Below are 19,747 nucleotides of genomic sequence, written 5' to 3'. Positions count from 1 at the left end.
CAGGATGGGGCACATGGTTGCTGAGGGCGAGCTTCTCTGGGAGCCGAGCGAAGAGATCGTCGAGTCCGCCAGGCTGACCCACTACCTGAAGGGGCTGGGCAGGCCGGTCGACTACGAGGACGCGTGGCGGTGGTCGGTGGACCGGCCCGCGGAGTTCTGGACCTCCATCTGGGACTACTTCGAGGTGATCGGCGACCGGGGCGACGGCCCCGTGCTCTCGGGCACGATGCCCGGCGCCACCTGGTTCGCCGGCAGCACGCTCAACTACGCCGAGAACGCGTTGCGCCGCACCGAGGGCACGGCCGTGGTGTTCGTCTCCGAGGACGGGGGCCGGCAGGAGCTGAGCCGGGCCGAGCTGCGCGCCGAGGTGGCCAGGGTGCGGGCCGGGCTGGTCCGGCTCGGCGTGGGGCGCGGCGACCGGGTGGCCGCCTACCTGCCCAACATCCCGCAGGCCCTGATCGCCTTCCTGGCCACCGCCTCGCTCGGGGCGATCTGGTCGGCCGGCTCGCCCGACTTCGGGGTGCCGAGCATCGTCGACCGGTTCAAGCAGATCGAGCCCAAGGTGCTCATCGCCGTGGACGGCTACCTCTACAACGGCAAGACCTACGACCGCAGCGCCGCGGTCAACGAGATCGCCGCCGCGCTGCCCTCGCTGCGGGCCACGGTGTGGATCCCGTACCTGTCGGCGGCCGGGGAGGGGCGCGCGCCGCAGCAGGCCGAGCCGGCCCCCGGGCACACCCGGCAGGTGCCGCACGGCGAGGTGATCGGCTGGGAGGGGCTGCGCTCCGAGGAGGGGCCGCTGGAGTTCGAGCGGGTGCCGTTCGACCATCCGCTGTGGATCCTCTACTCCAGCGGCACGACCGGGCTGCCCAAGCCGATCGTGCACGGGCACGGCGGCGTCGTGCTCGAACACCTCAAGTCGCTCTCCTTCCACCACAACCTGGGCGAGGGCGATGTGTTCTTCTGGTACACCACCACCGGCTGGATGATGTGGAACTACCTCATCGGCGCCCTGCTGGTGGGGGCCACGCCCGTGCTGTACGACGGCTCGGCCACCTACCCGTCGCCGGCCGCGCTGTGGCGGATCGCGGACTCCGAGGGGGTGAGCTACTTCGGGGTCGGGGCGCCGTACATCATGGCCTCGCTGAAGGCGGGCATCCACCCCGAGGGCCTGGAGCGGCTGCGCGGGGTCGGCTCGACCGGGTCGCCGCTGCCGCCGGAGGGGTTCGCCTGGGTGGCCGCCGAGCTGCCCGGGGTGCCCGTCGGGTCGTTCTCCGGGGGCACCGACGTGTGCACCGGGTTCGTCGGGGCGACCGTGCTGCACCCGATCAGGGCGGGGATCATCCCGTGCCGGTCGCTGGGGGCGAAGGTCGAGGCGTACGACCCGCTGGGCGAGCCGGTCGTCGGCGAGGTGGGCGAGCTGGTGCTGACCCAGCCGATGCCGTCGATGCCGGTCATGTTCTGGAACGACCCCGGCGGCGAGCGGTACGCCGAGAGCTACTTCGACGTCTACCCCGGCGTGTGGCGGCACGGCGACTGGATCAAGATCAACGAGGACGGGAGCTGCGTGATCTACGGCCGCTCCGACTCGACGCTCAACCGGGGCGGCGTGCGGATGGGCACCAGCGAGTTCTACCGGGTGGTCGAGCGGTTCGAGGCCGTCACCGACAGCCTGGTGATCGACACGGGACAGCTCGGGCAGGAGGGGCGGCTGCTGCTGTACGTGACGCTCGCCGAGGGCGCCGAGCTGGACGAGGCGCTGGAGCGTGAGCTGTGCGACGCGCTGCGCAAGGAGCTGTCACCGCGGCACGTGCCGGACGAGATCCGCGTCGTCCCCGGCGTCCCGCGCACGTTGTCGGGCAAGAAGCTCGAGGTCCCCGTACGCAAGATCCTCCTCGGCACCCCCGTCGAGCAGGCGGCCAACCCCGACGCCATGGCCAACCCCGAGGTGCTCCGCCACTTCACCGACAGGCCGTGACCGCGCGGTGAGCGCCGCCGGGCCCGGCGGCGCTCCTGGCGGTCGCGCCGATCCGGCTGCTACCGGTTTTTGGGTGATTGGCCGCTATAAAAGTGCATTTAGCGTGATCCGCTTATTAGCCCGGCCTTTGCTTGACAAAACCCATGAATTCGCGGCGGTCGGGGTAGGCGTTGATTTATGAGGATAAAGCTTCAAAGAATGGCCGCTCTGGGTGTCACGATGGCCGTCACCTGCGGCGTGCCGGCCGTCGCCGGGGCGGACACCGGCAGGGACACTGTGGCGGGCGCCAGGCCGGGCGGCAGACCGGACAGCAGGCCGGACAGCAGGCCGGACAGCAGGCCGGACAGCAGGCCGGGCGCCGGAGCGGGCACTGTGACCGGCGCCGGGGCGAGCATGCGGCGGACGGCGGCGGACGCGCGGGCGCACGTGCTGCGGCCGGGTGACCGGGGGGAGGCCGTCAGGGCGTTGCAGCGGCGGCTGCACGCCGGGCGTTACTACTTCGGCCGAATCAACGGCGTCTACGACGAGCAGACCAAGTTCGCCGTGTGGGCGCTGCAGAAGAACCGGCGGATGATGCCGAAGGGGGCGGTCGGGCCCGAGGTGTGGCGGGCGTTCGAGCGGCAGCACCGCAGGCGGCCGTTGGTGCCGCACGGCGCGGCCGACCGGGTGGAGATCAACCTGCGCGACCAGCTCCTGACCGTCTACCGCGACCGCAAGCCGGCGCTGATCTCGCACATCTCCTCGGGGGCCGAAGTGCGCTACTGCGAGGGCGGGCGCTGCGGCAACGCCATCACGCCCGTCGGCGACTTCCGCGTCTCCCGGCGCGCGCCGGGCTGGACGACGGGACGGCTCGGGTCGATGTTCAACTCGCTGTACTTCGTCGGCGGCATCGCCATGCACGGCTCGACCCAGGTGCCGCTGCGCCCGGCCTCGCACGGCTGCGTCCGCGTGCCGCTGGCGACGTCCAAGCGCCTGTACGAGCTGGTGCGGCTCGGCGAGCCCGTGCACGTGCGCGGCAAGACCGTCTGACGGTGAAGGACGTGGTCGCGGAAACGGCCGGCCGCGCCGCCGGGCCATTCCCGCAACCACTTTCGGCTCATTGTCAGAATTGACCGGAAACACGTCTTGAATGGTTTTTGTCGCCGTCAGTCCATTTCACGGCCCTCCGACCCGGGAGATGCGCGGAATGCCGCCGGCCACGCGCGTGAGCCGCGGCACGCTCTCCCCGGCCTTCCTGAGCATCCCCTCCTTGACCAGCCGCAGCGGCGAGCCGACCGGCTGCGGGCCGTCCCCGGTCGTCCGCGCCAGCCGCAGGGCCAGCGCCGGGCACATGTCCACCGCCCGCCGCGCGTCCTTGGCCATGAAACCGGGGATCTTCCGGAACGACGGGAACCCGTAGTCGTCCAGGTCCACGAACTCCGGCAGCAGGTGCGCGCAGAGCCCGTGCCCCTGGCAGCGGGACCAGTCGACCTCCAGCCGGTACTCCGGCTCGGCCTCGCGCTCCGGCATCGGCAGCACCCCGCGCACCGGCCGGCCGCAGCCGCCGTGCTCCAGGTGCTGCGCGATCTCGATCTCGAACGCGTCCAGCGCCGACAGCACGAACCTGGCCGTGCCGTCCGGGTGGAAGCACGCCCCGCGCCGCTCGACGCCGCGCACGCCGCGCCGTACGGCGTCCACCGAGCCGGTGCCCTCGACCAGCGCGTACATGGCCTTGGCGAGGTCGGGCAGGCCGAGCCGGCACGGCCCGCACTGGCCCGCCGACTCGGCGGCGAGGTAGGCGGTGACCCGCGCGGCCTCGCCCAGCGCGCACGTGGACTCGCCGAGCGGGACGATGATGCCCGCCCCGAGCGTGGCGCCGGCCTGCTTCATGCCCTCACGCGAGAGCACGGCCGTCTCGATGACGTCGGCCGGCAACCACGCGCCGTGGTAGCCGCCGATGAGGACGCCGTCGCCGATCTCCGCCTCGCACAATCCGAGCACGTCCGACAGGTACGTCCCCGCCGGCGCCTCGATCACGGCGCCGTTGGCCGCGCCGCCGCTGACGGTCAGCAGGATCGTGCCGGGCTCCTTGGCCGTGCCGACCTCGGCGTACTTCTCCGGCCCGTACTCGGCCAGCAGCGCGAACTGCGCGTAGGTCTCGGTGTTGGACAGCAGGGTGGGCAGCCCGTCCACGCCGCTGGCCGCGGCCCGCTTCTTCCTGCCCGGCGGGATGCCCTCCTCCCCGTTGACCGCGCGTACCAGCGCGCCGCCCTCACCCGAGATGAACCGCTCCTCGATCCCGACCACCCTGATCGGGACGCGGCTCTCGGCGCCGCCCGAGACGTTGGCCGCCCGGCGCTCGGCCACGGCGGCGGCCACGGACGCCTCGGCGACCTCGCCGCCGGCCGTGGCGACGACCACCTCGCGGGCGCCCAGCGCCTCGGCGGCCAGCACCGCGCCGTCCAGCACCAGGTGCGGGTTGCGGGTCAGCAGCATGGCGTCCTTGGAGCTGGCCGGCTCGCCCTCGGCGCCGTTGACGAGCACGACGCTGTCTCCCGGCCCGGCCGCGTCGGCCACCGCCCGCAGCTTGCGGGCGAACGGGAAGGCCGCGCCGCCCCGGCCGCGCATGTCCACCTCGTTGGCGTACGAGATGAGCTCGCCCAGCTCCCGCGGCTCCACCACGCCGTGCAGGGTGCGGTGGGCGGGCAGGTCGAGGCGGCGGCAGTGGTCCAGCCCGGCGGTCAGCCGGGCCGGGCCCATGCGTAACACCCGTGGCACTCGAGCCGGAATCACGATCTCTCCTGGGGACGTGCGAGCGGACGTTCGGACCAGCGGGCCACCGACCTCATCCCGCCTCCCGATACCTGCGCCGCGCCTCGGCCAGGCTCACGGGCGCGTCGGCCCGCGCCGTGCCTGGCCGCGCCGCCGCACCGGCCCGTGCCCCGCCTGCCCGCGCGGTCGCGCCGACCCGCTCCGTGCCGGTCCGCGTCGCACCTGCCCGTGCGGCGCCGACCCGCTCGCCGGTCCGCTCTCCGGGCCGCTCCGCGCCTGCCGCGCCGGAGCGGGCCGTCGCGGCGGCGGCGGGAGCCTTCTGCGGGCGTTCCGACGGCACGCCCAGGGCGGCGGGCGCCGTCGCGGCGGGCCCTTCGACCAGCTCGGCCAGGAGCGGCGGCCGGCGCAGTGTCGCCAGCACGCGCACGACCAGCGCGCCGCCGACCGCCGCCATGCAGGCCACGTAGGACCAGGCCACCCAGCCCGCCGGCGGCCGGCCGGCGGTGAGCCCGTGCATGATGCCCACGGGCCAGGCCACGTACGCGGCCGAATGCAGGATCCGCCACATTCCCGGCCTGGTCCGCACCGCGAACCGCCCTCTGAGCATGCCCGTCGCCACGGCCACGACCATCAGGTCGAAGGCCAGGGTGCCGAGCCCCACGTAGACGCCGGCGACCGGCACGACCGCCGCCCCCAGCGGGACGTGGCCCAGGCTGATCATGAGCGTGATGTGCGTGATCAGGTACGCCAGCCCGATGAGCGCGGTCGCCCGGTGCGCGAGCTGGGCCCTGACCCGGTTGGCCGGGGACAGGAAGACGCGTTCCGTGGTGAGCAGGCCGAGCGCGACGGTCGCGGTCAGCAGCACCAGGGCGAACACGCCCGCGTAGAACTCGAGGAAGCCGACCCCTTGGCCGAGCAGCGCGATCCCGCGTTCCGTCCTGGTCAGCGCGAAGGCCGTCAGCACGAGTGCCGCGATGGAGGCGCTGGCCCCCAGCCGGACGTTCCTGGTGTCCAGCAGGGTGGGGGCGTGCCTGGGGTGTCGTCTGTGGAGCATGTAGTTCCCTCCAAGGTCGGGTGAGGGTGCGACTCGGAAGGCTGGGCGCCCCTGAGGGCCCTTCAGATCAGCACCGGCGCCCCCGGTTGATGCATGAGACGACGAACTGCATCAGCCGGTCGGGCATCACGTTCGCGAAGTCCCCGTGGTCGGTGATGGGGTTGTGCTTCTGTTCCGGGAAGGCGTCCACCGCGTACGAGGGGCCTTGCGGCACGTTGTACGCGAGAGTCATGCGCAACTGCGGAATCGGCCGGGTGCCCTGCGGACAGGCGCCGTTCTGGTCAGGGAAGACCACGTGCGTGCGGTGGTTGGCGCTGTCGGTGTTCTGACCGTCCCAGCAGCTGGGGAAGTCCAGAATACGAAGGACCTGACTGCCGCGCGGGCAAAGCGTGTATTTATCGGGACTTATGCGATTTTGGAATCCCGAGCAGCTCCAGCCGGCCTTGGCGTTGGCCCCGCCGTTCGTGGCCGCCTTGGCGTCACCGGTGATGATCCTGATGAACCTGGGCATCGCGACGACCCTGGCGGTGGCGTTCCCGCGGAACTGCAGGATCACGGCGCGGGGCCGCAGCACCGTGCCGACGTTGCCGTCCGGGTCGTCGGCGTTCGCGTCCGACCTGCGGTCCCTGAGCACCGGCCAGAAATAGGTGGACTTGTCGCCCAGCCGGCAGGTCGTGCCCGCCGCGGCCAGGCTCTCGTCGGTGGAGAAGGCGTCCGTCGACAGGTTGCCCACGTAGTCGTGCAGGTGGTGGGCGCCGTTGCTGACCCCCGGAGCGACGATGAAGTTGTCGGGGTTGTTGTGGCCGTTGCGGTTGGTGCCGCACTGGGAGACGAACGTGCCCCGCGAGCCGCCCCGGCCGGCGCGGACGTTGTTGTTCACCGGCGCGACCTGGCGGATGTCCACGAAGTCCTCGGGGAACGGGCCCAGGTCGGCGCACTCCTCACCGGCGCCGCCCGTCGCGGTGGGGGAGGCGGTGGGGGAAGCGGTGCCGGTGGGCGAGGGCTGCTCGTTCCCGTCGTCGCCGGGGTCCTGCGACTGGCTGGGGCTCGGGCTGGGAGACCTGGTGAACTGGCCGTTCCCGCCGCCGCGGCGGCGTGACTGGACCGTCGGGCTCTCCTCCGGCTGCGCCTCGGGGGCATCGGCCTCGGGGGCGCCGTCCTCGGGCGCCTCGGGCGGCAGCGCCGGGTCCCGCAGCGCGACGCCGCCGCCCTGGGGAGCCTGCTGATCGACCTCGAAGCCCTGCTGATCGGAGTCCTGCCGACCGGAGTCCTGCTGGTCGGAGTCCTGCTGGTCGGAGCCCTGCCCGTCGCCGGTCTGCCGGTCCGGCGGCTGCTGCTGATCCTGTCCCTGGCCCTGATCCCGTCCCTGGTCCTGCTGCTGTCCCTGGTCCTGGTTCTGGTCCTGGCCTTGGTTCTGGTCCTGGCCTTGGTCCTGGTTCTGGTCCTGGTCCGGCTGCCCCTGGCGCTGCGGCCGGTTCGTCTGGGGCGCCTGCGTGGCCTCGGCGGGATCGCAGTGGTCGGCCAGGACGGGGCTCGCGCCCACGCCGATGACGGCCGCGGACACCAGGCCGCCTGCCGCCACGGCCAACGCCGACACGGCCGCGGCCATGCGTCTGGATCTCCTCATGATGTGTGTCTCCTCTTTTCAACCGCCATTGCGACGGGTGGAGCGGGTGGAGGCGTCGGGGCTTCGGGCAACTGGTCGTGGTCGACCAGGCCGGTGGACTCCAGATAGCCCATGTGGCGCATCACGTAGTTGATGCCTTCGGAGGCGAACTTCCTGATCTCGGAGTTGCGCGTCCCGGACCGTACGCCCGCCACGACGGTGAAGACCTTGCCGTGCGCGGCGCGCAACAGGTTGGCGAAGTCCTTGTCGAAGGCCGGACCGCTCTCCGCCGCGAGCTGCGCCATCCAGCGCTGCTGGTCGGGATTGGGCTCGTCGGGCAGGGCCACGCCGAGCTTCTTGGCGGTCTGGCGGGTGATCAGGTCGAGGTCCATGTGCTCTTCCATGATCAATTTGCCGACTTCCTTCACCCGCTGGGACTGGGCGCGGGTCTGCGCGTACTCGCCGACGGGCATCTCCCACAGGCCCGCCTGACGTACTTTGACCAGGAGGTCGCGGTCGGCGGCCGTGAGCGGCCCCGACGACGTCTGTGTCCACTGGGCGGCCGCGGGATCGATCGCCGGCGGCATGACCAGCACGATTGTCGCGGCGGCGGCCAAGACGAAACCGCCGAGCATGAACATCTCGCCGCGCAAAAGCCTGTGCATGGTCGGAGGTACGCGGCCGTCTCGGTTCAGGTTCACGTATGGCCGGAGATAGTTAGAAATGACTGGAGTTATCGGAGTGGCTACCGCCTGGATAACGAAGGTGTAAAGATGTGCCCCGTGCTAGGTCACCTCGACGGCAGGTTCGAGAGTGCGGATGCCGAGGCGGAGCACCGCATCGCGGTGCTTTACCAGGAGTTCGGCGGCCCTCTGCTGCGCCACGTACGCAAATCCACAGGTAACGACCTTCAGTGGGCTGAAGACGTCGTGCAGGAGACGATCGTCAGGGCCTGGCGAAACTCGGCAAGACTGCAATGGGAACCAAGCCTGATATGGGCGTGGCTGCTGACAGTGGCCCGTCGCATAGTCATTGATGGTCGTCGGCGGAAGAGCGTTCGGCCGCAGGAGGTCGAGCCGCCGGAAGTCGACATGATGTCGGTGCCCGATGGGTCGGAGCGGGCGTTGTCGGCGATGGTCGTCGCCGACGCCCTTCGATCCCTGTCACAGGAACACCGAGAAGTCATTGAGCAGACTTACCTTCGAGACCGTACGATAAGTGAAGCGGCGGAGATTCTGGGGATCCCGCCGGGCACGGTGAAGTCCCGGCTCTACTACGGCATCCGGGCTCTCCGCGAACAGCTGCGGGACAAGGGGGTAGCCGGCTGATGCACGACGGGGTGGCCGCCTATGTCCTCGGCGTCCTCGATGAAGAGGAGCACGAGGCCTTCGAGCGCCACCTCGACGCATGCGAGAGGTGTCAGGCCGAGCTGATCGAGCTGGCCGAGCTGCCCGAGCAGCTCGACGAGCTCAGGAACGCCCCGTCCTCGACCTCCGGTGACGATCCCCCCATGTCGATGTCACGTTGACGTCTGTGCCCTTTTCGGGTGGTATCGATATGGCAGGCGTCGCGCCCGGCCACATGAGGCCGGGCGGTCAGGGGGAGGTGTTCGGTGGGCGTCGACGATGATGCGCCCGGCCCTCCGCGTCGGCAGTTCGGTGAGGAAGGCGGGCTGCTGTCCTACGGCGGCTATCTCCGCCTGCCCGAGCTGCTCGCCCAGCAGCGGCCGCAGTCGCAGGCCCCCGACGAGCTGCTCTTCATCACCATCCACCAGGTCTACGAGCTGTGGTTCAAGCTGCTGCTCCATGAGCTGGAGGGCGCCCGCGAGGCCATGTTCGGCGGTGAGCTGTGGCTGGCCAGACACCTGTTCCGGCGGGTGCACGCGGTCGAGCGGGTGCTGGTGGAGCAGGTCGAGGTCCTGGAGACGATGACGCCCCAGGACTTCCTGGAGTTCCGCGCCAAGCTGGCGCCCGCCAGCGGGTTCCAGTCGGTGCAGTTCAGGGAGCTGGAGGTGCTGTCGGGGCTGAAGGACGAGCGTTACCTCGGCAGCTTCAGGCACGCCGGCGAGGAGGAGCTCGCCAGGCTCCGCCGCAGGCTGGCCGAGCCCACGCTGTGGGATGCTTATCTGACCGCCCTCTCCCGGCGTGGCCTCCCGGTCTCCGATGACGAGATCATGGCTTCGCTGCTGGCCGTGGCGAGAAACCGCGGGTCCTACGACGACCTGTGGCAACTGGCCGAAGACCTGCTGACGCACGACGAGACCGCCGCGTTGTGGCGGATGCGTCACGTGCAGATGGTCGAACGCCAGATCGGCACCAAGTCGGGCACAGGAGGCTCGACGGGCGCCCCCTACCTGCGCGGTAGGACCCGCCTGCACTACTTCCCGCTGCTGTGGGAACTTAGGGCCTGGTTGTGAACACGGGCCCCCACCGAAGAACACCGCTATGAACGCGTATGGCAAACCCTCACAAAGGAGTGAGAGCAAGATGCCGCTCGACGAGGCCAAGGACGAGCTGCTCCAGCGGGCGGCCGAGAGTTGCGCCGTCAGCAGCGAGCACGTGAGCACCGAGGAGGCGCTGTCCTTCCTGCGGCTCTACTATCGCTACGTCGCACCCGAGGACCTGCTCGACCGCAACCCCGTTGACGTGTACGGCCCGGCGATGTCGCAGAGGCAGCTCGCCGAGGTCCGCCCCCAGGGCAGGGCGGTGGTCCGGGCCTACACCCCGACCCTCGACGAGAACGGCTGGGACCCCGGCCACTCCGTGGTCGAGGTGGTCACCGACGACATGCCCTTCCTGGTCGACTCGGTCACCATGGAGCTCGACCGGCACGACCTGGGCATCCACCTGGTGGTCCACCCGCAGATGCGGGTGCGCCGCGACATGACGGGCCGGATGCTCGGCCGCGGCCAGGAGGACGTCACCGGCCAGATGCTGGTCGAGTCGTGGATCCACATCGAGATCGACCGCCAGTCCGACCCCGCCGTGCTCAAGTCCGTCGAGGCCGACCTGCAGCGGGTGCTCACCGACGTGCGCCACTCGGTCGAGGACTTCAGGAAGATGCGCGCGCTGGCCGTGCAGACCGCCGAAGACCTGGGGATGAACCCGCCGCCGCTGGAGCCGGCCGAGGTCGAGGACAGCATCGACCTGCTGCGCTGGCTCGCCGACGGGCACTTCACCTTCCTCGGCTACCGCGAGTACCGCCTGGAGGACAGCGACGAGGGCGCGCGGCTGCGCGCGCTGCCGGGCGCGGCGCTGGGCATCCTGCGCGACGACAAGGTCGGCTCGGAGAGCTTCGCGGCGCTGCCCGCCGAGATGCGGGCCAAGGCGCGCGAGAAGCAGCTCATGATCATCACCAAGGCCAACTCCAGGGCCACCGTGCACCGGGCCACCTATCTCGACTACATCGGGGTCAAACTGTTCTCGCCCGAGGGCGAGGTGATCGGGGAGCGGCGCTTCCTGGGCCTGTTCACCCACGTGGCCTACAACGAGTCGATCTCCCGCATCCCCGTGCTGCGGCGCAAGCTGGCCGGGGTGCTCGACGCGGCCGGCCTGGCGCCCGACAGCCACGACGGCAAGGACCTGATCGAGATCCTGGAGACGTTCCCGCGTGACGAGCTGTTCCAGACCTCGGTCGACCAGCTCCTGCCGATCGCGATGGGCGTGCTGCGGCTGCGCGAACGCAAGCAGGTCAAGCTGTTCCTGCGGCGCGACGACTACGGCCGCTACATCTCCTGCCTGATCTACCTGCCGCGCGACCGCTACACCACCAAGGTGCGGCTGAAGATGCAGGAGGTGCTGCTCAAGGCGCTGGGCGGCAGGTCGCTCGACTACAGCGCGATGATCGGCGAGTCGGTGCTGGCCCGCCTGCACGTCGTCGTGCGCGGCGAGCGGGGCAGGCCGCTGCCGCCGCCGAGCGTCGACGTGGAGGAGCTGGAGGCGCGCCTGGCCGCGATCACCCGCTCCTGGGAGGACGACCTGGCCACCGCGCTGACGGAGATGACCTCCGAGGCGGAGGCCCCCGCGCTCACCAGGCGTTACGCCTCCGCCTTCCCCGAGGGCTACAAGGCCGACTTCCCGCCGAAGGTGGCGGTGGTCGACCTGCGGCGGCTGGAGCAGCTCGTCGAGGCGGGCGACGACGAAGAGGTCGGGATCAACCTCTACGAGCCGTACGACGCCGCCGAGGGGGAGCGGCGGCTGAAGATCTACAAGGTCGGCTCGCCCATCTCGTTGTCGCAGGCGCTGCCGCTGATCCAGCGGCTCGGCGTGGAGGTCGTGGACGAGCGGCCCTACGAGATCGACCGGGACAACGACCCCGGCACCAAGAACGCCTGGATCTACGACTTCGGCCTGCGCTACACCCCCTCGGAAGAGGTGGACAGAAACGACTTCAAGCGGCTCTTCCAGGACGGCCTCACCGCGCTGTGGAAGGGGCGGGTGCAGGACGACGACTTCAACGCGCTGATCCTGCGGGGCGGGCTGACCTGGGAGCAGGTCGAGGTGCTGCGGGTCTACGCCAAATACCTGCGGCAGGCGGGCAGCACGTTCTCGCAGCCGTACATGGAGCGGGTGCTGCGCGACAACGTGCGGGTGGCGCGGCTGCTGGTGCGGCTGTTCGAGGCCAAGCTCGACCCGCGGCGGGGCGAGGACGTGCGGGTCGACCTCGTGGAGGCGCTCAACGAGGAGATCCTGCGGTCGCTGGACGAGGTGGCCTCGCTGGACGAGGACCGCATCCTGCGGGCGTACCTGGAGATGATCCACGCGACCTTGCGCACGAATTACTTCCAGACGGTGGACGGGGTTCGCAAGCCGTACATCTCTCTCAAGTTCGACCCCGAGGCCATCAGCGTGCTGCCGCTGCCGCGGCCGAAGTTCGAGATCTTCGTCTACTCGCCCCGGGTCGAGGGCGTGCACCTGCGCTTCGGGAAGGTGGCGCGGGGCGGGCTGCGGTGGTCGGACCGGATGGAGGACTTCCGTACGGAGATTCTCGGCCTGGTGAAGGCACAGATGGTGAAGAACACCGTTATCGTGCCGACTGGGTCCAAGGGTGGATTCGTCGTCAAGCGTCCGCCCAAGTCCGGGTCGCGGGAGGACCTGCTCGCCGAGGGCGTGGCCTGCTACCGGATGTTCATCTCCGGCCTGCTCGACGTCACCGACAACCTCGTGGACGGCAAGGTCGTGCCCCCGCCCGATGTGGTGCGGCACGACGGCGACGACCCCTACCTCGTGGTCGCCGCCGACAAGGGCACCGCGACCTTCTCCGACATCGCCAACAGCGTGGCCAAGGAATACGGCTTCTGGCTCGGCGACGCCTTCGCCTCCGGCGGCTCGATCGGCTACGACCACAAGGCCATGGGCATCACCGCCCGCGGCGCGTGGGAGTCGGTGAAATACCACTTCCGCACCATCGGCGTGGACGTGCAGAGCACCGACTTCACCGTGGCCGGCATCGGCGACATGTCCGGCGACGTGTTCGGCAACGGCATGCTGCTGTCGCAGCACATCCGGCTGCTGGCCGCCTTCGACCACCGGCACATCTTCGTGGACCCCTCGCCCGACGCGGCCCGCTCGTACGCCGAGCGGCGCCGCCTGTTCGAGCTGCCGCGCAGCTCGTGGGAGGACTACGACGCCTCGCTGATCTCGCCCGGCGGCGGCGTCTTCCCGCGCACCGCCAAGTCCATCCAGATCACGCCCCAGATGCGCGAGGCGCTCGGCATCCCGTCCGGCGTGGCGTCCATGGCGCCCAACGACCTGATCAGCGCCATCCTGCGGGCCCCCGTCGACCTGCTCTGGAACGGCGGCATCGGCACCTACGTCAAGGCCGGCGCCGAGTCCCACGCCGACGTCGGCGACAAGGCCAACGACGCGCTGCGGGTCAACGCCTCCGAGCTGCGCTGCAAGGTCATCGGCGAGGGCGGCAACCTGGGCTTCACGCAGCTGGCCCGGATCGAGTTCGCGCTCAACGGCGGGCTGGTCAACACCGACTTCATCGACAACTCCGCCGGCGTGGACACCTCCGACCACGAGGTGAACATCAAGATCCTGCTCGACCAGGTCGTCCGCGACGGCGAGCTGACCGACAAGCAGCGCAACCAGGTCTTCACCTCGATGACCGACGAGGTGGCCGCCCTCGTGCTGCGCGACAACTACGCGCAGAACGTCGTCCTGGCCGCCTCCCGCAAGCAGGCCGTCGAGATGCTCCACATCCACGCCCGCTACCTGCGCAAGCTGGAGCGGGACGGGCTGGTCAACCGGGAGCTGGAGTTCCTGCCCTCGGACAAGACGCTGGCCGAGCGGCGCCAGGCCAGGCTGGGGCTGACCGCGCCGGAGTTCTCCGTGCTGCTGGCCTACACCAAGCTGGTGGCCGACGCCGAGTTGCTCGGCTCCGACCTGCCCGACGACCCCTACCTGGCCTCCTGGCTGGTCTCCTACTTCCCGTCGGAGCTGCGGGGGCGCTTCCGCACGTACATGGACGAGCACCCGCTGCGCCGCGAGATCATCACCACCTGCGTGGTGAACGACCTGGTCAACTCGGCGGGCACCACGTTCATGTACCGCTTCGGGGAGGAGACCGGAGCCTCCACGCCCGACATCGTGCGGGCCTACCTGGTCGCGCGGGAGGTCTTCGACCTGCCCAGCTTCTACCGGGCCGTGGAGTCGCTGGACAACAAGGTCAGCACCGACGTGCAGATCGCCATGCTGCTGGAGGCCCGCAAGCTGGCCGAGCGCGGCACCCGGTGGCTGCTGGTCAACCGCCGGCCGCCGCTCGACCTGGCCGGCTCCGTCGGCTTCTTCGTCAAGGGGGTCAACGGGCTCGCCGCGCACCTCCCCAAGCTGCTCACGGGGCCCGACCTGGCCGCCTACGAGGAGCGCCGCGACTCCTTCGTGGCCCGCGGGGTGCCGATGGACCTGGCGGAGCGGGTGGCGACCATGGTGCCGGCGTACTCGACGCTGGACCTGGTGGAGATCTCGTCCCTGACGCAGCGGCCGGTCAACGAGGTGGCGGAGGTCTACTTCGACCTGGCCGACCGGCTGCAACTGGCCCGGCTGCGCGAGCGCATCATCGCGCTGCCCAGGGACAACCGGTGGAACTCGATGGCCCGCTCGGCCCTACGCGACGACCTGTACGCCGCGCACGCCTCGCTGACGCGCGACGTGCTGGCCCACAGCAAGCCGGGGCTGCCGCCGGAGGAGCGCCTGGCCCGCTGGACCGAGGGCAACTCGGCGGCGGTCGCCCGCGCCCGCCAGACGCTGTCGGAGATCTGGGAGAGCGACAACTTCGACCTCGCCACGCTCTCCGTCGCGCTGCGCGCCATCCGCACGCTGGTGGCCGCCAGCAACCTGCCCCACACGGAGGCGTGAGCCCTCCTCAGGCGACGCGACGGCTGGCCGGTCCCGCACCGGCCGGCCGCCGCTCCCCGGCGCCCCCTGACGTGCTGTCGCGCCGTGCCGGCCACGCCGTGCCGGCCACGCCGTGCCGGGGTGTCGGGCTGGAGTGCCGGGCTGATTCGTGCGCGCGGGCCGGGGCTACGTGCCGGAGGCGCGGGTGAGCGCGCCGTCATGGGCGATCACGGGGGCGGCGGCCGGGGCCGTGAGCGGAGGGACGGCCGTGGCGTACTGGTGCGTCTCGACCAGCCTGAGCGAGCGCCGCAGCACCTCCGAGTCGATCGCCCACCGGGCCTGGTCGGGCACGGAGATGTAGTCGTCTTCCGCCGTCTTGGTCGTGGTGGTCGTCGTGCGGGACAGTGAGTACTGGATCAGCGCCCCGCCGTTCGCGGTGCGCAGGGCGTAGACGGGGAAGTTGTCGGCGCTGAAGATCGAGTCGTAGCTGAACCCGTCGGCCTTGGCCTTGTCGCGCGAGTCGGCGATCTGGTCGGCCACCTCGGTGGTGTGGGGGCCCGCCGCCAGCAGGTCGGCCGTGACCCCCGACTTGCCCGTCTCGGCCACGCTGGCGTGGACGGGGCCCATGAACTGGGGGCTGATCGTGACGCTCTTGTCGTCGGGCGCGACCACGGTGGCGTAGCCGCCGGAGTCGAGCGCGATCTCCGGCAGCTCCTGGCCCGGCAGGAGCTCGGCCGCCGAGCTGAGCCGCCAGTGGTCGGACCGGGCGAACGTGAGCAGCGTCGGCCGCTCGTCGCGCGTCACCAGGACGCTGAACCAGGGGGCGGGCTCACCCTGCGGGAACCTGGGCACGTAGAGCGTCGGCGCGCCCCAGCGGTGGCGGGGCGGCGCGAAGGAGGTGGACAGGTAGGCGGACTGGGTCAGCGGCCACTGCCCGCCCGTCGTGAGGTCCTGCGCCTGCAACAGGCGCCCTTCGTACGGGCTCTCCGCCCGCAGCCCGGCGTCGGTGAGGATGAAGTCGCTGAACTCCTGGGCCGCCTCTTCCCTCGTCACCTCGGGCTCGGCCGGGGAGGGCGAAGGGGCGCCCGTGACGGCCGCGGCCGACCTGGTGGGCGCCGGCGGCGCGTCGCCGGAGCAGGCGGTCACCGCGGTGAGCACACCGGCGGCGAGCGCCAGCACCTTCCGCCGACCGTATGCACGCACCTCGCCATGTTATTCGGGCCCGCGAGGGTCGCGTACCCTAGGGAGACGTGGCAGGCATCGATCCGGCAGAAGAGATCAACGAGCTTCGGGGCACGCTCCGCAGCATCCAGGACGTGCTCGACCTCGACGCGCTGCGCAAGCAGATCGAGGAGCTGGAGCAGCAGGTTGCCGCCCCAGACCTGTGGGACGACCCCGAGCAGGCCCAGAAGGTCACCAGCAAGCTCTCCCATCTCCAGGGCGAGCTCAAGCGGGTCGAGGGCGTGGCGGGCCGTCTCGACGACCTGACGGTCCTCTACGAGCTGGCGGCCGAGGAAGACGACGACGACACGCGCGTCGAGGCCGACAAGGAGCTGGAGTCCCTCAAGTCCGACATCGGCGCGCTGGAGGTGCGCACGCTGCTGTCGGGCGAATACGACGCCCGCGAGGCGCTGGTCACCATCAACTCCCAGGCCGGCGGCGTCGACGCGGCCGACTGGGCGGAGATGCTGCTGCGCATGTATCTGCGGTGGGCCGAGCGCAAGGGCTACGCCACGGAGGTCTACGACACCTCCTACGCGGAGGAGGCCGGCATCAAGTCGGCCACGTTCACCATCAAGGCCCCCTACGCCTACGGCACGCTGCGGGGCGAGCACGGCACCCACCGGCTGGTCCGCATCAGCCCGTTCGACAACCAGGGGCGGCGGCAGACCTCGTTCGCCGGGGTGGACATCGTGCCGGTGGTCGAGCAGACCGACCACATCGACATCAACGAAGACGAGATCCGCGTCGACGTCTACCGCTCCAGCGGTCCGGGCGGCCAGGGCGTCAACACCACCGACTCGGCCGTGCGCATCACGCACCTGCCGACCGGCATCGTGGTCTCCTGCCAGAACGAGCGCTCCCAGCTGCAGAACCGCGCGACCGCGATGAACGTGCTGCAGGCCAAGCTGCTGGAGCGCAAGCGGCAGGAGGAGGCGGAGAAGATGTCGGAGCTGCGGGGCGCGTCCACCACGTCGTGGGGCACGCAGATCCGCAACTACGTGCTGCACCCCTACCAGATCGTCAAGGACCTGCGCACGGGCACCGAGGCGGGCAACCCGTCAGCGGTGCTGGACGGCGACCTCGACGGCTTCATCGAGTCGGAGATCCGCTGGATGCGCCGCCAGGAGTCCGGCGCGGCCGGGAGCGCCTGACGGCTCGGGGCCTCATGTCGCCCGGTCACGGCTCGGGGCCTCATGTCGCCCGGTCGCGGCTCGGGGTCGCGGCCCGGCGACCGCCCGACGCTCCGGGCCGGCGTGCTCAGAGGCCGCTCAGGTGCTTGACCGCCAGGGTCAGGAAGAGCAGGGCGACGAGGAGAAGGGCGATGAGCGCGGGTGACAGCCCGGCGAAGCCGTGGTTGTGCATCCGCTCCCGGTTGGCGCGGCAGAGGGAGCAGCGTCCCTCGATCACGGGGTGGGCGCACTGCGCGCATACGAGGTGTTCGCAACTCATGACAGCCCCAAGTCTAGCCGCACAATCGTTTTGTTTCCGTTATGGACGTTCCATGCCAGTCTTCCCCCTAGACTGTCGTCTGGCCAATCGGAACGTCGATCATTGGTAAAACCGGCGCCCCCGATCGGCCGGCGGCGGGAAGTGGGCATGTGCCACCCTCGCTTCCGTCCTGACCCCTAGACTGGCATGCCGTGATGCTCTCGTGATCCATTTCGATAATGTCACCAAGGTCTACGCGAACCAGAACCGGCCCGCCCTCGACCACGTATCCGTTGACGTGGACAAGGGTGAGTTCGTGTTCCTCGTCGGTCCTTCGGGATCAGGCAAGTCCACGTTCCTGCGTCTGATCCTGAAGGAGGAGCGGCCCAACTCCGGCGCGATCCACGTCGCCGGGAAAGACCTGGCCCGCCTCTCCAACTTCAAGGTGCCTCACCTGCGCCGCCGCATCGGCTGCGTCTTCCAGGACTTCAGGCTCCTGCCGAACAAGAACGTCTACGAGAACGTGGCGTTCGCGCTCGAGGTCATCGGCAAGCCGCGGCGGTTCATCCGCAAGGTGGTGCCCGAGGTCGTCGAGCTGGTCGGCCTGGAGGGCAAGGCCCACCGCATGCCCGACGAGCTGTCCGGCGGCGAGCAGCAACGCGTCGCCATGGCCCGCGCGTTCGTCAACAGGCCGATGATCCTGCTGGCCGACGAGCCCACGGGCAACATCGACCCCGCGACGAGCATCGGCATCATGAAGGTGCTCGACCGCATCAACAGGACTGGCACCACGGTCGTCATGGCCACGCACGACGCGGCCATCGTCGACTCCATGCGCAAGCGTGTCGTGGAGCTGGAGGACGGCAAGATCGTCCGTGACCAGTCGCGTGGCGTGTACGGCCAGGCGTACTGACAGGGAGCTGCAGACAAGACATGCGGGCGAATTTCATCTTCTCCGAGGTCTGGATCGGCCTCCGTCGCAACCTGACCATGACGATCGCGGTGATCATCACCGTGGCGGTCGGCATGGCGATGCTGGGCGTCGGCCTGATGATCAACAGCCAGGTCGGGCTGATGAAGGGCTACTGGGACGACAAGGTCGAGATCTCGGTCTTCCTGTGCAAAAAGGGAACGGCCATGCCGGCCTGCAACGGCAAGGCGATCACGCCCGCGCAGCGGACGGCGCTCGAAGCGCACATCAAGGGCACCCCGGGTGTCAAGCAGGTGTGGTTCGAGGACGAGGCGACCGCGTACGAGAACTTCAAGGACTCGTACTCGACCAACAAGGCCCTCGTCGACGCCACCAGGGTGGAGGACCTGCCGCAGTCGTTCCGGGTCAGCCTCCAGGATCCCGGCAACTACCAGTCGGTCATCCAGGCCGTGACCGGCCGGCCGGGCGTGGCGCAGGTGCTTGACCAAAGACAGCTCATCGCCCCGTTCTTCAGCCTGCTCGACACGCTCGCGTTCGCCGCGCTCACGGTGGCGATCGTCCTGGTGCTGGCGGCGGCGCTGCTGATCGGCAACACGGTGCGGCTCTCGGCGTTCAACCGGCGCAGGGAGACGGGCATCATGCGGCTGGTCGGCGCGTCCAACCTCTACATCCAGCTGCCGTTCATCATGGAGGGCGTCATCGCCGGCCTGGTGGGCGGGGTGTTCGCCGCGGTCATTCTGATCATGGCGAAGGTGTTCCTCTTTGACGAGGTCGTGCGCTTCTTCGGCGACGTCACCGCCGTCCTCAGCTGGAACGACCTGGCCCAGACCATCACGTTCACCATGATCATCGGTGTCGTGATCTGCATCCTGGCCTCGTTCGTGACCCTGCGCCGCTACCTCAGGGTCTAGACGTGCGGTTGGGGCGCGGGCCCTCCGGTCGCCGGTAAAGTCGAAGCATGCCACGTGAGACCGGGCGGAAGGTCATCGCCCAGAACAAACGTGCTCGGCACGACTACCACGTCGAGGACACTTTCGAGGCGGGTCTCGTGCTGCAGGGCACCGAGGTGAAGTCGCTACGCGAGGGCCGCGCCTCGCTCGTCGACGGCTACGCCAGCATCGACGGAGACGAAGCGTGGCTGCTCAACGTCCACATCCCCGAATACTCGCAGGGCACGTGGACCAACCACGCGGCGCGCCGCAAGCGCAAGCTGCTGCTGCACCGCAAGGAGATCGACAAGCTCGCCGCCAAGACGAAGGAGGGCGGGCTCACGATCGTGCCGCTGACGCTCTACTTCAAGGACGGCCGGGCCAAGGTCGAGATCGCCGTGGCCCGCGGCAAGAAAGACTGGGACAAGCGGCAGGCGCTGGCGGAGCAGCAGGCCAAGCGGGAGATGGCCCGGGCGCTGCGGCACCGCAACCGATGAGAGTGTGAC

The 19,747-nt window shown here is 70.1% G+C and carries 16 protein-coding genes; 10 read left to right on the top strand and 6 right to left on the bottom strand.

Annotated features, from left to right (window positions below; all coding sequences use genetic code 11):
• Positions 1–13 precede the first annotated feature (13 nt).
• Together IO39_RS12125 and IO39_RS12120 are read left to right on the top strand one after the other, a co-directional pair.
• A complete protein-coding gene (locus IO39_RS12125; RefSeq protein ID WP_043620556.1) occupies positions 14–1,978 on the top strand; it encodes an acetoacetate--CoA ligase in 1,965 nt (654 codons plus the stop codon).
• 198 nt (positions 1,979–2,176) lie between these two features.
• A complete protein-coding gene (locus IO39_RS12120; RefSeq protein WP_043620554.1) occupies positions 2,177–3,007 on the top strand; it encodes a L,D-transpeptidase family protein in 831 nt (276 codons plus the stop codon).
• Positions 3,008–3,133: 126 nt separating this feature from the next.
• Here the strand turns inward: IO39_RS12120 and IO39_RS12115 are convergent, their stop codons facing one another.
• The 4 genes from IO39_RS12115 to IO39_RS12100 form a co-directional block, all read right to left on the bottom strand.
• The gene (locus IO39_RS12115) at positions 3,134–4,750 is read right to left on the bottom strand and encodes an NADH-ubiquinone oxidoreductase-F iron-sulfur binding region domain-containing protein (protein ID WP_342671412.1); all 1,617 of its coding nucleotides are present in this window, start codon (positions 4,748–4,750) and stop codon (positions 3,134–3,136) included.
• A 52-nt stretch (positions 4,751–4,802) separates the two neighbouring features.
• Entirely contained in the window at positions 4,803–5,783 is a 981-nt protein-coding gene (locus IO39_RS50540) for a ferric reductase-like transmembrane domain-containing protein (RefSeq protein ID WP_052422793.1), read from the bottom strand.
• 67 nt (positions 5,784–5,850) lie between these two features.
• Complete coding sequence (locus tag IO39_RS50535) at positions 5,851–7,410, bottom strand: DUF1996 domain-containing protein (protein WP_245641929.1); 1,560 nt, start codon at positions 7,408–7,410, stop codon at positions 5,851–5,853.
• Complete coding sequence (locus IO39_RS12100) at positions 7,407–8,042, bottom strand: DUF4142 domain-containing protein (RefSeq protein WP_169789055.1); 636 nt, start codon at positions 8,040–8,042, stop codon at positions 7,407–7,409. Before IO39_RS12100 ends, IO39_RS50535 begins: the two co-directional genes overlap by 4 nt.
• Positions 8,043–8,171: 129 nt before the next feature.
• On the opposite strand from IO39_RS12100, the gene IO39_RS12095 reads away from it, so the two are divergent.
• The 4 genes from IO39_RS12095 to IO39_RS12080 all read left to right on the top strand — a co-directional run bounded on the left by IO39_RS12095 (position 8,172) and on the right by IO39_RS12080 (position 14,750).
• Positions 8,172–8,717 carry a sigma-70 family RNA polymerase sigma factor gene (locus IO39_RS12095; protein WP_084772774.1) on the top strand — a complete coding sequence of 182 codons (546 nt, stop codon included), beginning with the start codon at positions 8,172–8,174 and terminating at the stop codon, positions 8,715–8,717.
• On the top strand, positions 8,717–8,917 hold the full coding sequence (locus IO39_RS12090; protein ID WP_043620552.1) for a zf-HC2 domain-containing protein: 201 nt from the start codon (positions 8,717–8,719) through the stop codon (positions 8,915–8,917). The genes IO39_RS12095 and IO39_RS12090 overlap by 1 nt, the downstream gene beginning before the upstream one ends.
• An 84-nt stretch (positions 8,918–9,001) precedes the next feature.
• On the top strand, positions 9,002–9,805 hold the full coding sequence (locus tag IO39_RS12085; RefSeq protein WP_043620550.1) for a tryptophan 2,3-dioxygenase: 804 nt from the start codon (positions 9,002–9,004) through the stop codon (positions 9,803–9,805).
• Positions 9,806–9,875: 70 nt separating this feature from the next.
• Entirely contained in the window at positions 9,876–14,750 is a 4,875-nt protein-coding gene (locus IO39_RS12080; protein ID WP_043620548.1) for an NAD-glutamate dehydrogenase, read from the top strand.
• Positions 14,751–14,915: 165 nt separating this feature from the next.
• Here IO39_RS12080 and IO39_RS12075 read toward each other — a convergent pair whose 3' ends face one another.
• The gene (locus IO39_RS12075; RefSeq protein ID WP_157548230.1) at positions 14,916–15,932 is read right to left on the bottom strand and encodes a DUF8094 domain-containing protein; all 1,017 of its coding nucleotides are present in this window, start codon (positions 15,930–15,932) and stop codon (positions 14,916–14,918) included.
• Between the two features lie 47 nt (positions 15,933–15,979).
• Here IO39_RS12075 and prfB point away from each other — a divergent pair, with 47 nt between their 5' ends.
• Positions 15,980–17,104 (top strand): peptide chain release factor 2, encoded by a 1,125-nt coding sequence (gene prfB / locus IO39_RS12070; RefSeq protein WP_043620544.1) that lies wholly within the window; start codon positions 15,980–15,982, stop codon positions 17,102–17,104.
• 106 nt (positions 17,105–17,210) lie between these two features.
• Here prfB and IO39_RS12065 read toward each other — a convergent pair whose 3' ends face one another.
• The gene (locus IO39_RS12065; RefSeq protein ID WP_043620541.1) at positions 17,211–17,402 is read right to left on the bottom strand and encodes a hypothetical protein; all 192 of its coding nucleotides are present in this window, start codon (positions 17,400–17,402) and stop codon (positions 17,211–17,213) included.
• Between the two features lie 202 nt (positions 17,403–17,604).
• Here IO39_RS12065 and ftsE point away from each other — a divergent pair, with 202 nt between their 5' ends.
• From ftsE to smpB, 3 genes are read left to right on the top strand one after another with little or no spacing between them, the layout of a single operon-like run.
• Positions 17,605–18,294, top strand: a complete 690-nt coding sequence (ftsE, locus tag IO39_RS12060; RefSeq protein WP_043620538.1) for a cell division ATP-binding protein FtsE — start codon at positions 17,605–17,607, stop codon at positions 18,292–18,294.
• A 20-nt stretch (positions 18,295–18,314) separates the two neighbouring features.
• Complete coding sequence (gene ftsX, locus IO39_RS12055; protein WP_043620535.1) at positions 18,315–19,223, top strand: permease-like cell division protein FtsX; 909 nt, start codon at positions 18,315–18,317, stop codon at positions 19,221–19,223.
• Positions 19,224–19,270: 47 nt separating this feature from the next.
• Positions 19,271–19,738 (top strand): SsrA-binding protein SmpB, encoded by a 468-nt coding sequence (gene smpB / locus IO39_RS12050; protein WP_043620532.1) that lies wholly within the window; start codon positions 19,271–19,273, stop codon positions 19,736–19,738.
• Positions 19,739–19,747 lie beyond the last annotated feature (9 nt).

This window comes from Nonomuraea candida (assembly GCF_000725485.1).
GTDB classification, from domain to species: Bacteria; Actinomycetota; Actinomycetes; order Streptosporangiales; family Streptosporangiaceae; genus Nonomuraea; species Nonomuraea candida.
The sequence above is the reverse complement of the archived record's forward strand: the minus strand, read 5'-3'. Positions and strand labels throughout refer to the sequence as shown.

Excerpts from the sequence above, each read along its gene's own strand:
- IO39_RS12125 (WP_043620556.1), top strand. The coding sequence starts at position 14 with ATGGTTGCTGAGGGCGAGCTTCTCTGGGAGCCGAGCGAAGAGATCGTC.
- IO39_RS12120 (WP_043620554.1), top strand. The coding sequence starts at position 2,177 with ATGGCCGCTCTGGGTGTCACGATGGCCGTCACCTGCGGCGTGCCGGCC.
- IO39_RS50540 (WP_052422793.1), bottom strand. The coding sequence starts at position 5,783 with ATGCTCCACAGACGACACCCCAGGCACGCCCCCACCCTGCTGGACACC.
- IO39_RS50535 (WP_245641929.1), bottom strand. The coding sequence starts at position 7,410 with ATGAGGAGATCCAGACGCATGGCCGCGGCCGTGTCGGCGTTGGCCGTG.
- IO39_RS12090 (WP_043620552.1), top strand. The coding sequence starts at position 8,717 with ATGCACGACGGGGTGGCCGCCTATGTCCTCGGCGTCCTCGATGAAGAG.
- IO39_RS12080 (WP_043620548.1), top strand. The coding sequence starts at position 9,876 with ATGCCGCTCGACGAGGCCAAGGACGAGCTGCTCCAGCGGGCGGCCGAG.
- IO39_RS12065 (WP_043620541.1), bottom strand. The coding sequence starts at position 17,402 with ATGAGTTGCGAACACCTCGTATGCGCGCAGTGCGCCCACCCCGTGATC.
- ftsX (WP_043620535.1), top strand. The coding sequence starts at position 18,315 with ATGCGGGCGAATTTCATCTTCTCCGAGGTCTGGATCGGCCTCCGTCGC.
- smpB (WP_043620532.1), top strand. The coding sequence starts at position 19,271 with ATGCCACGTGAGACCGGGCGGAAGGTCATCGCCCAGAACAAACGTGCT.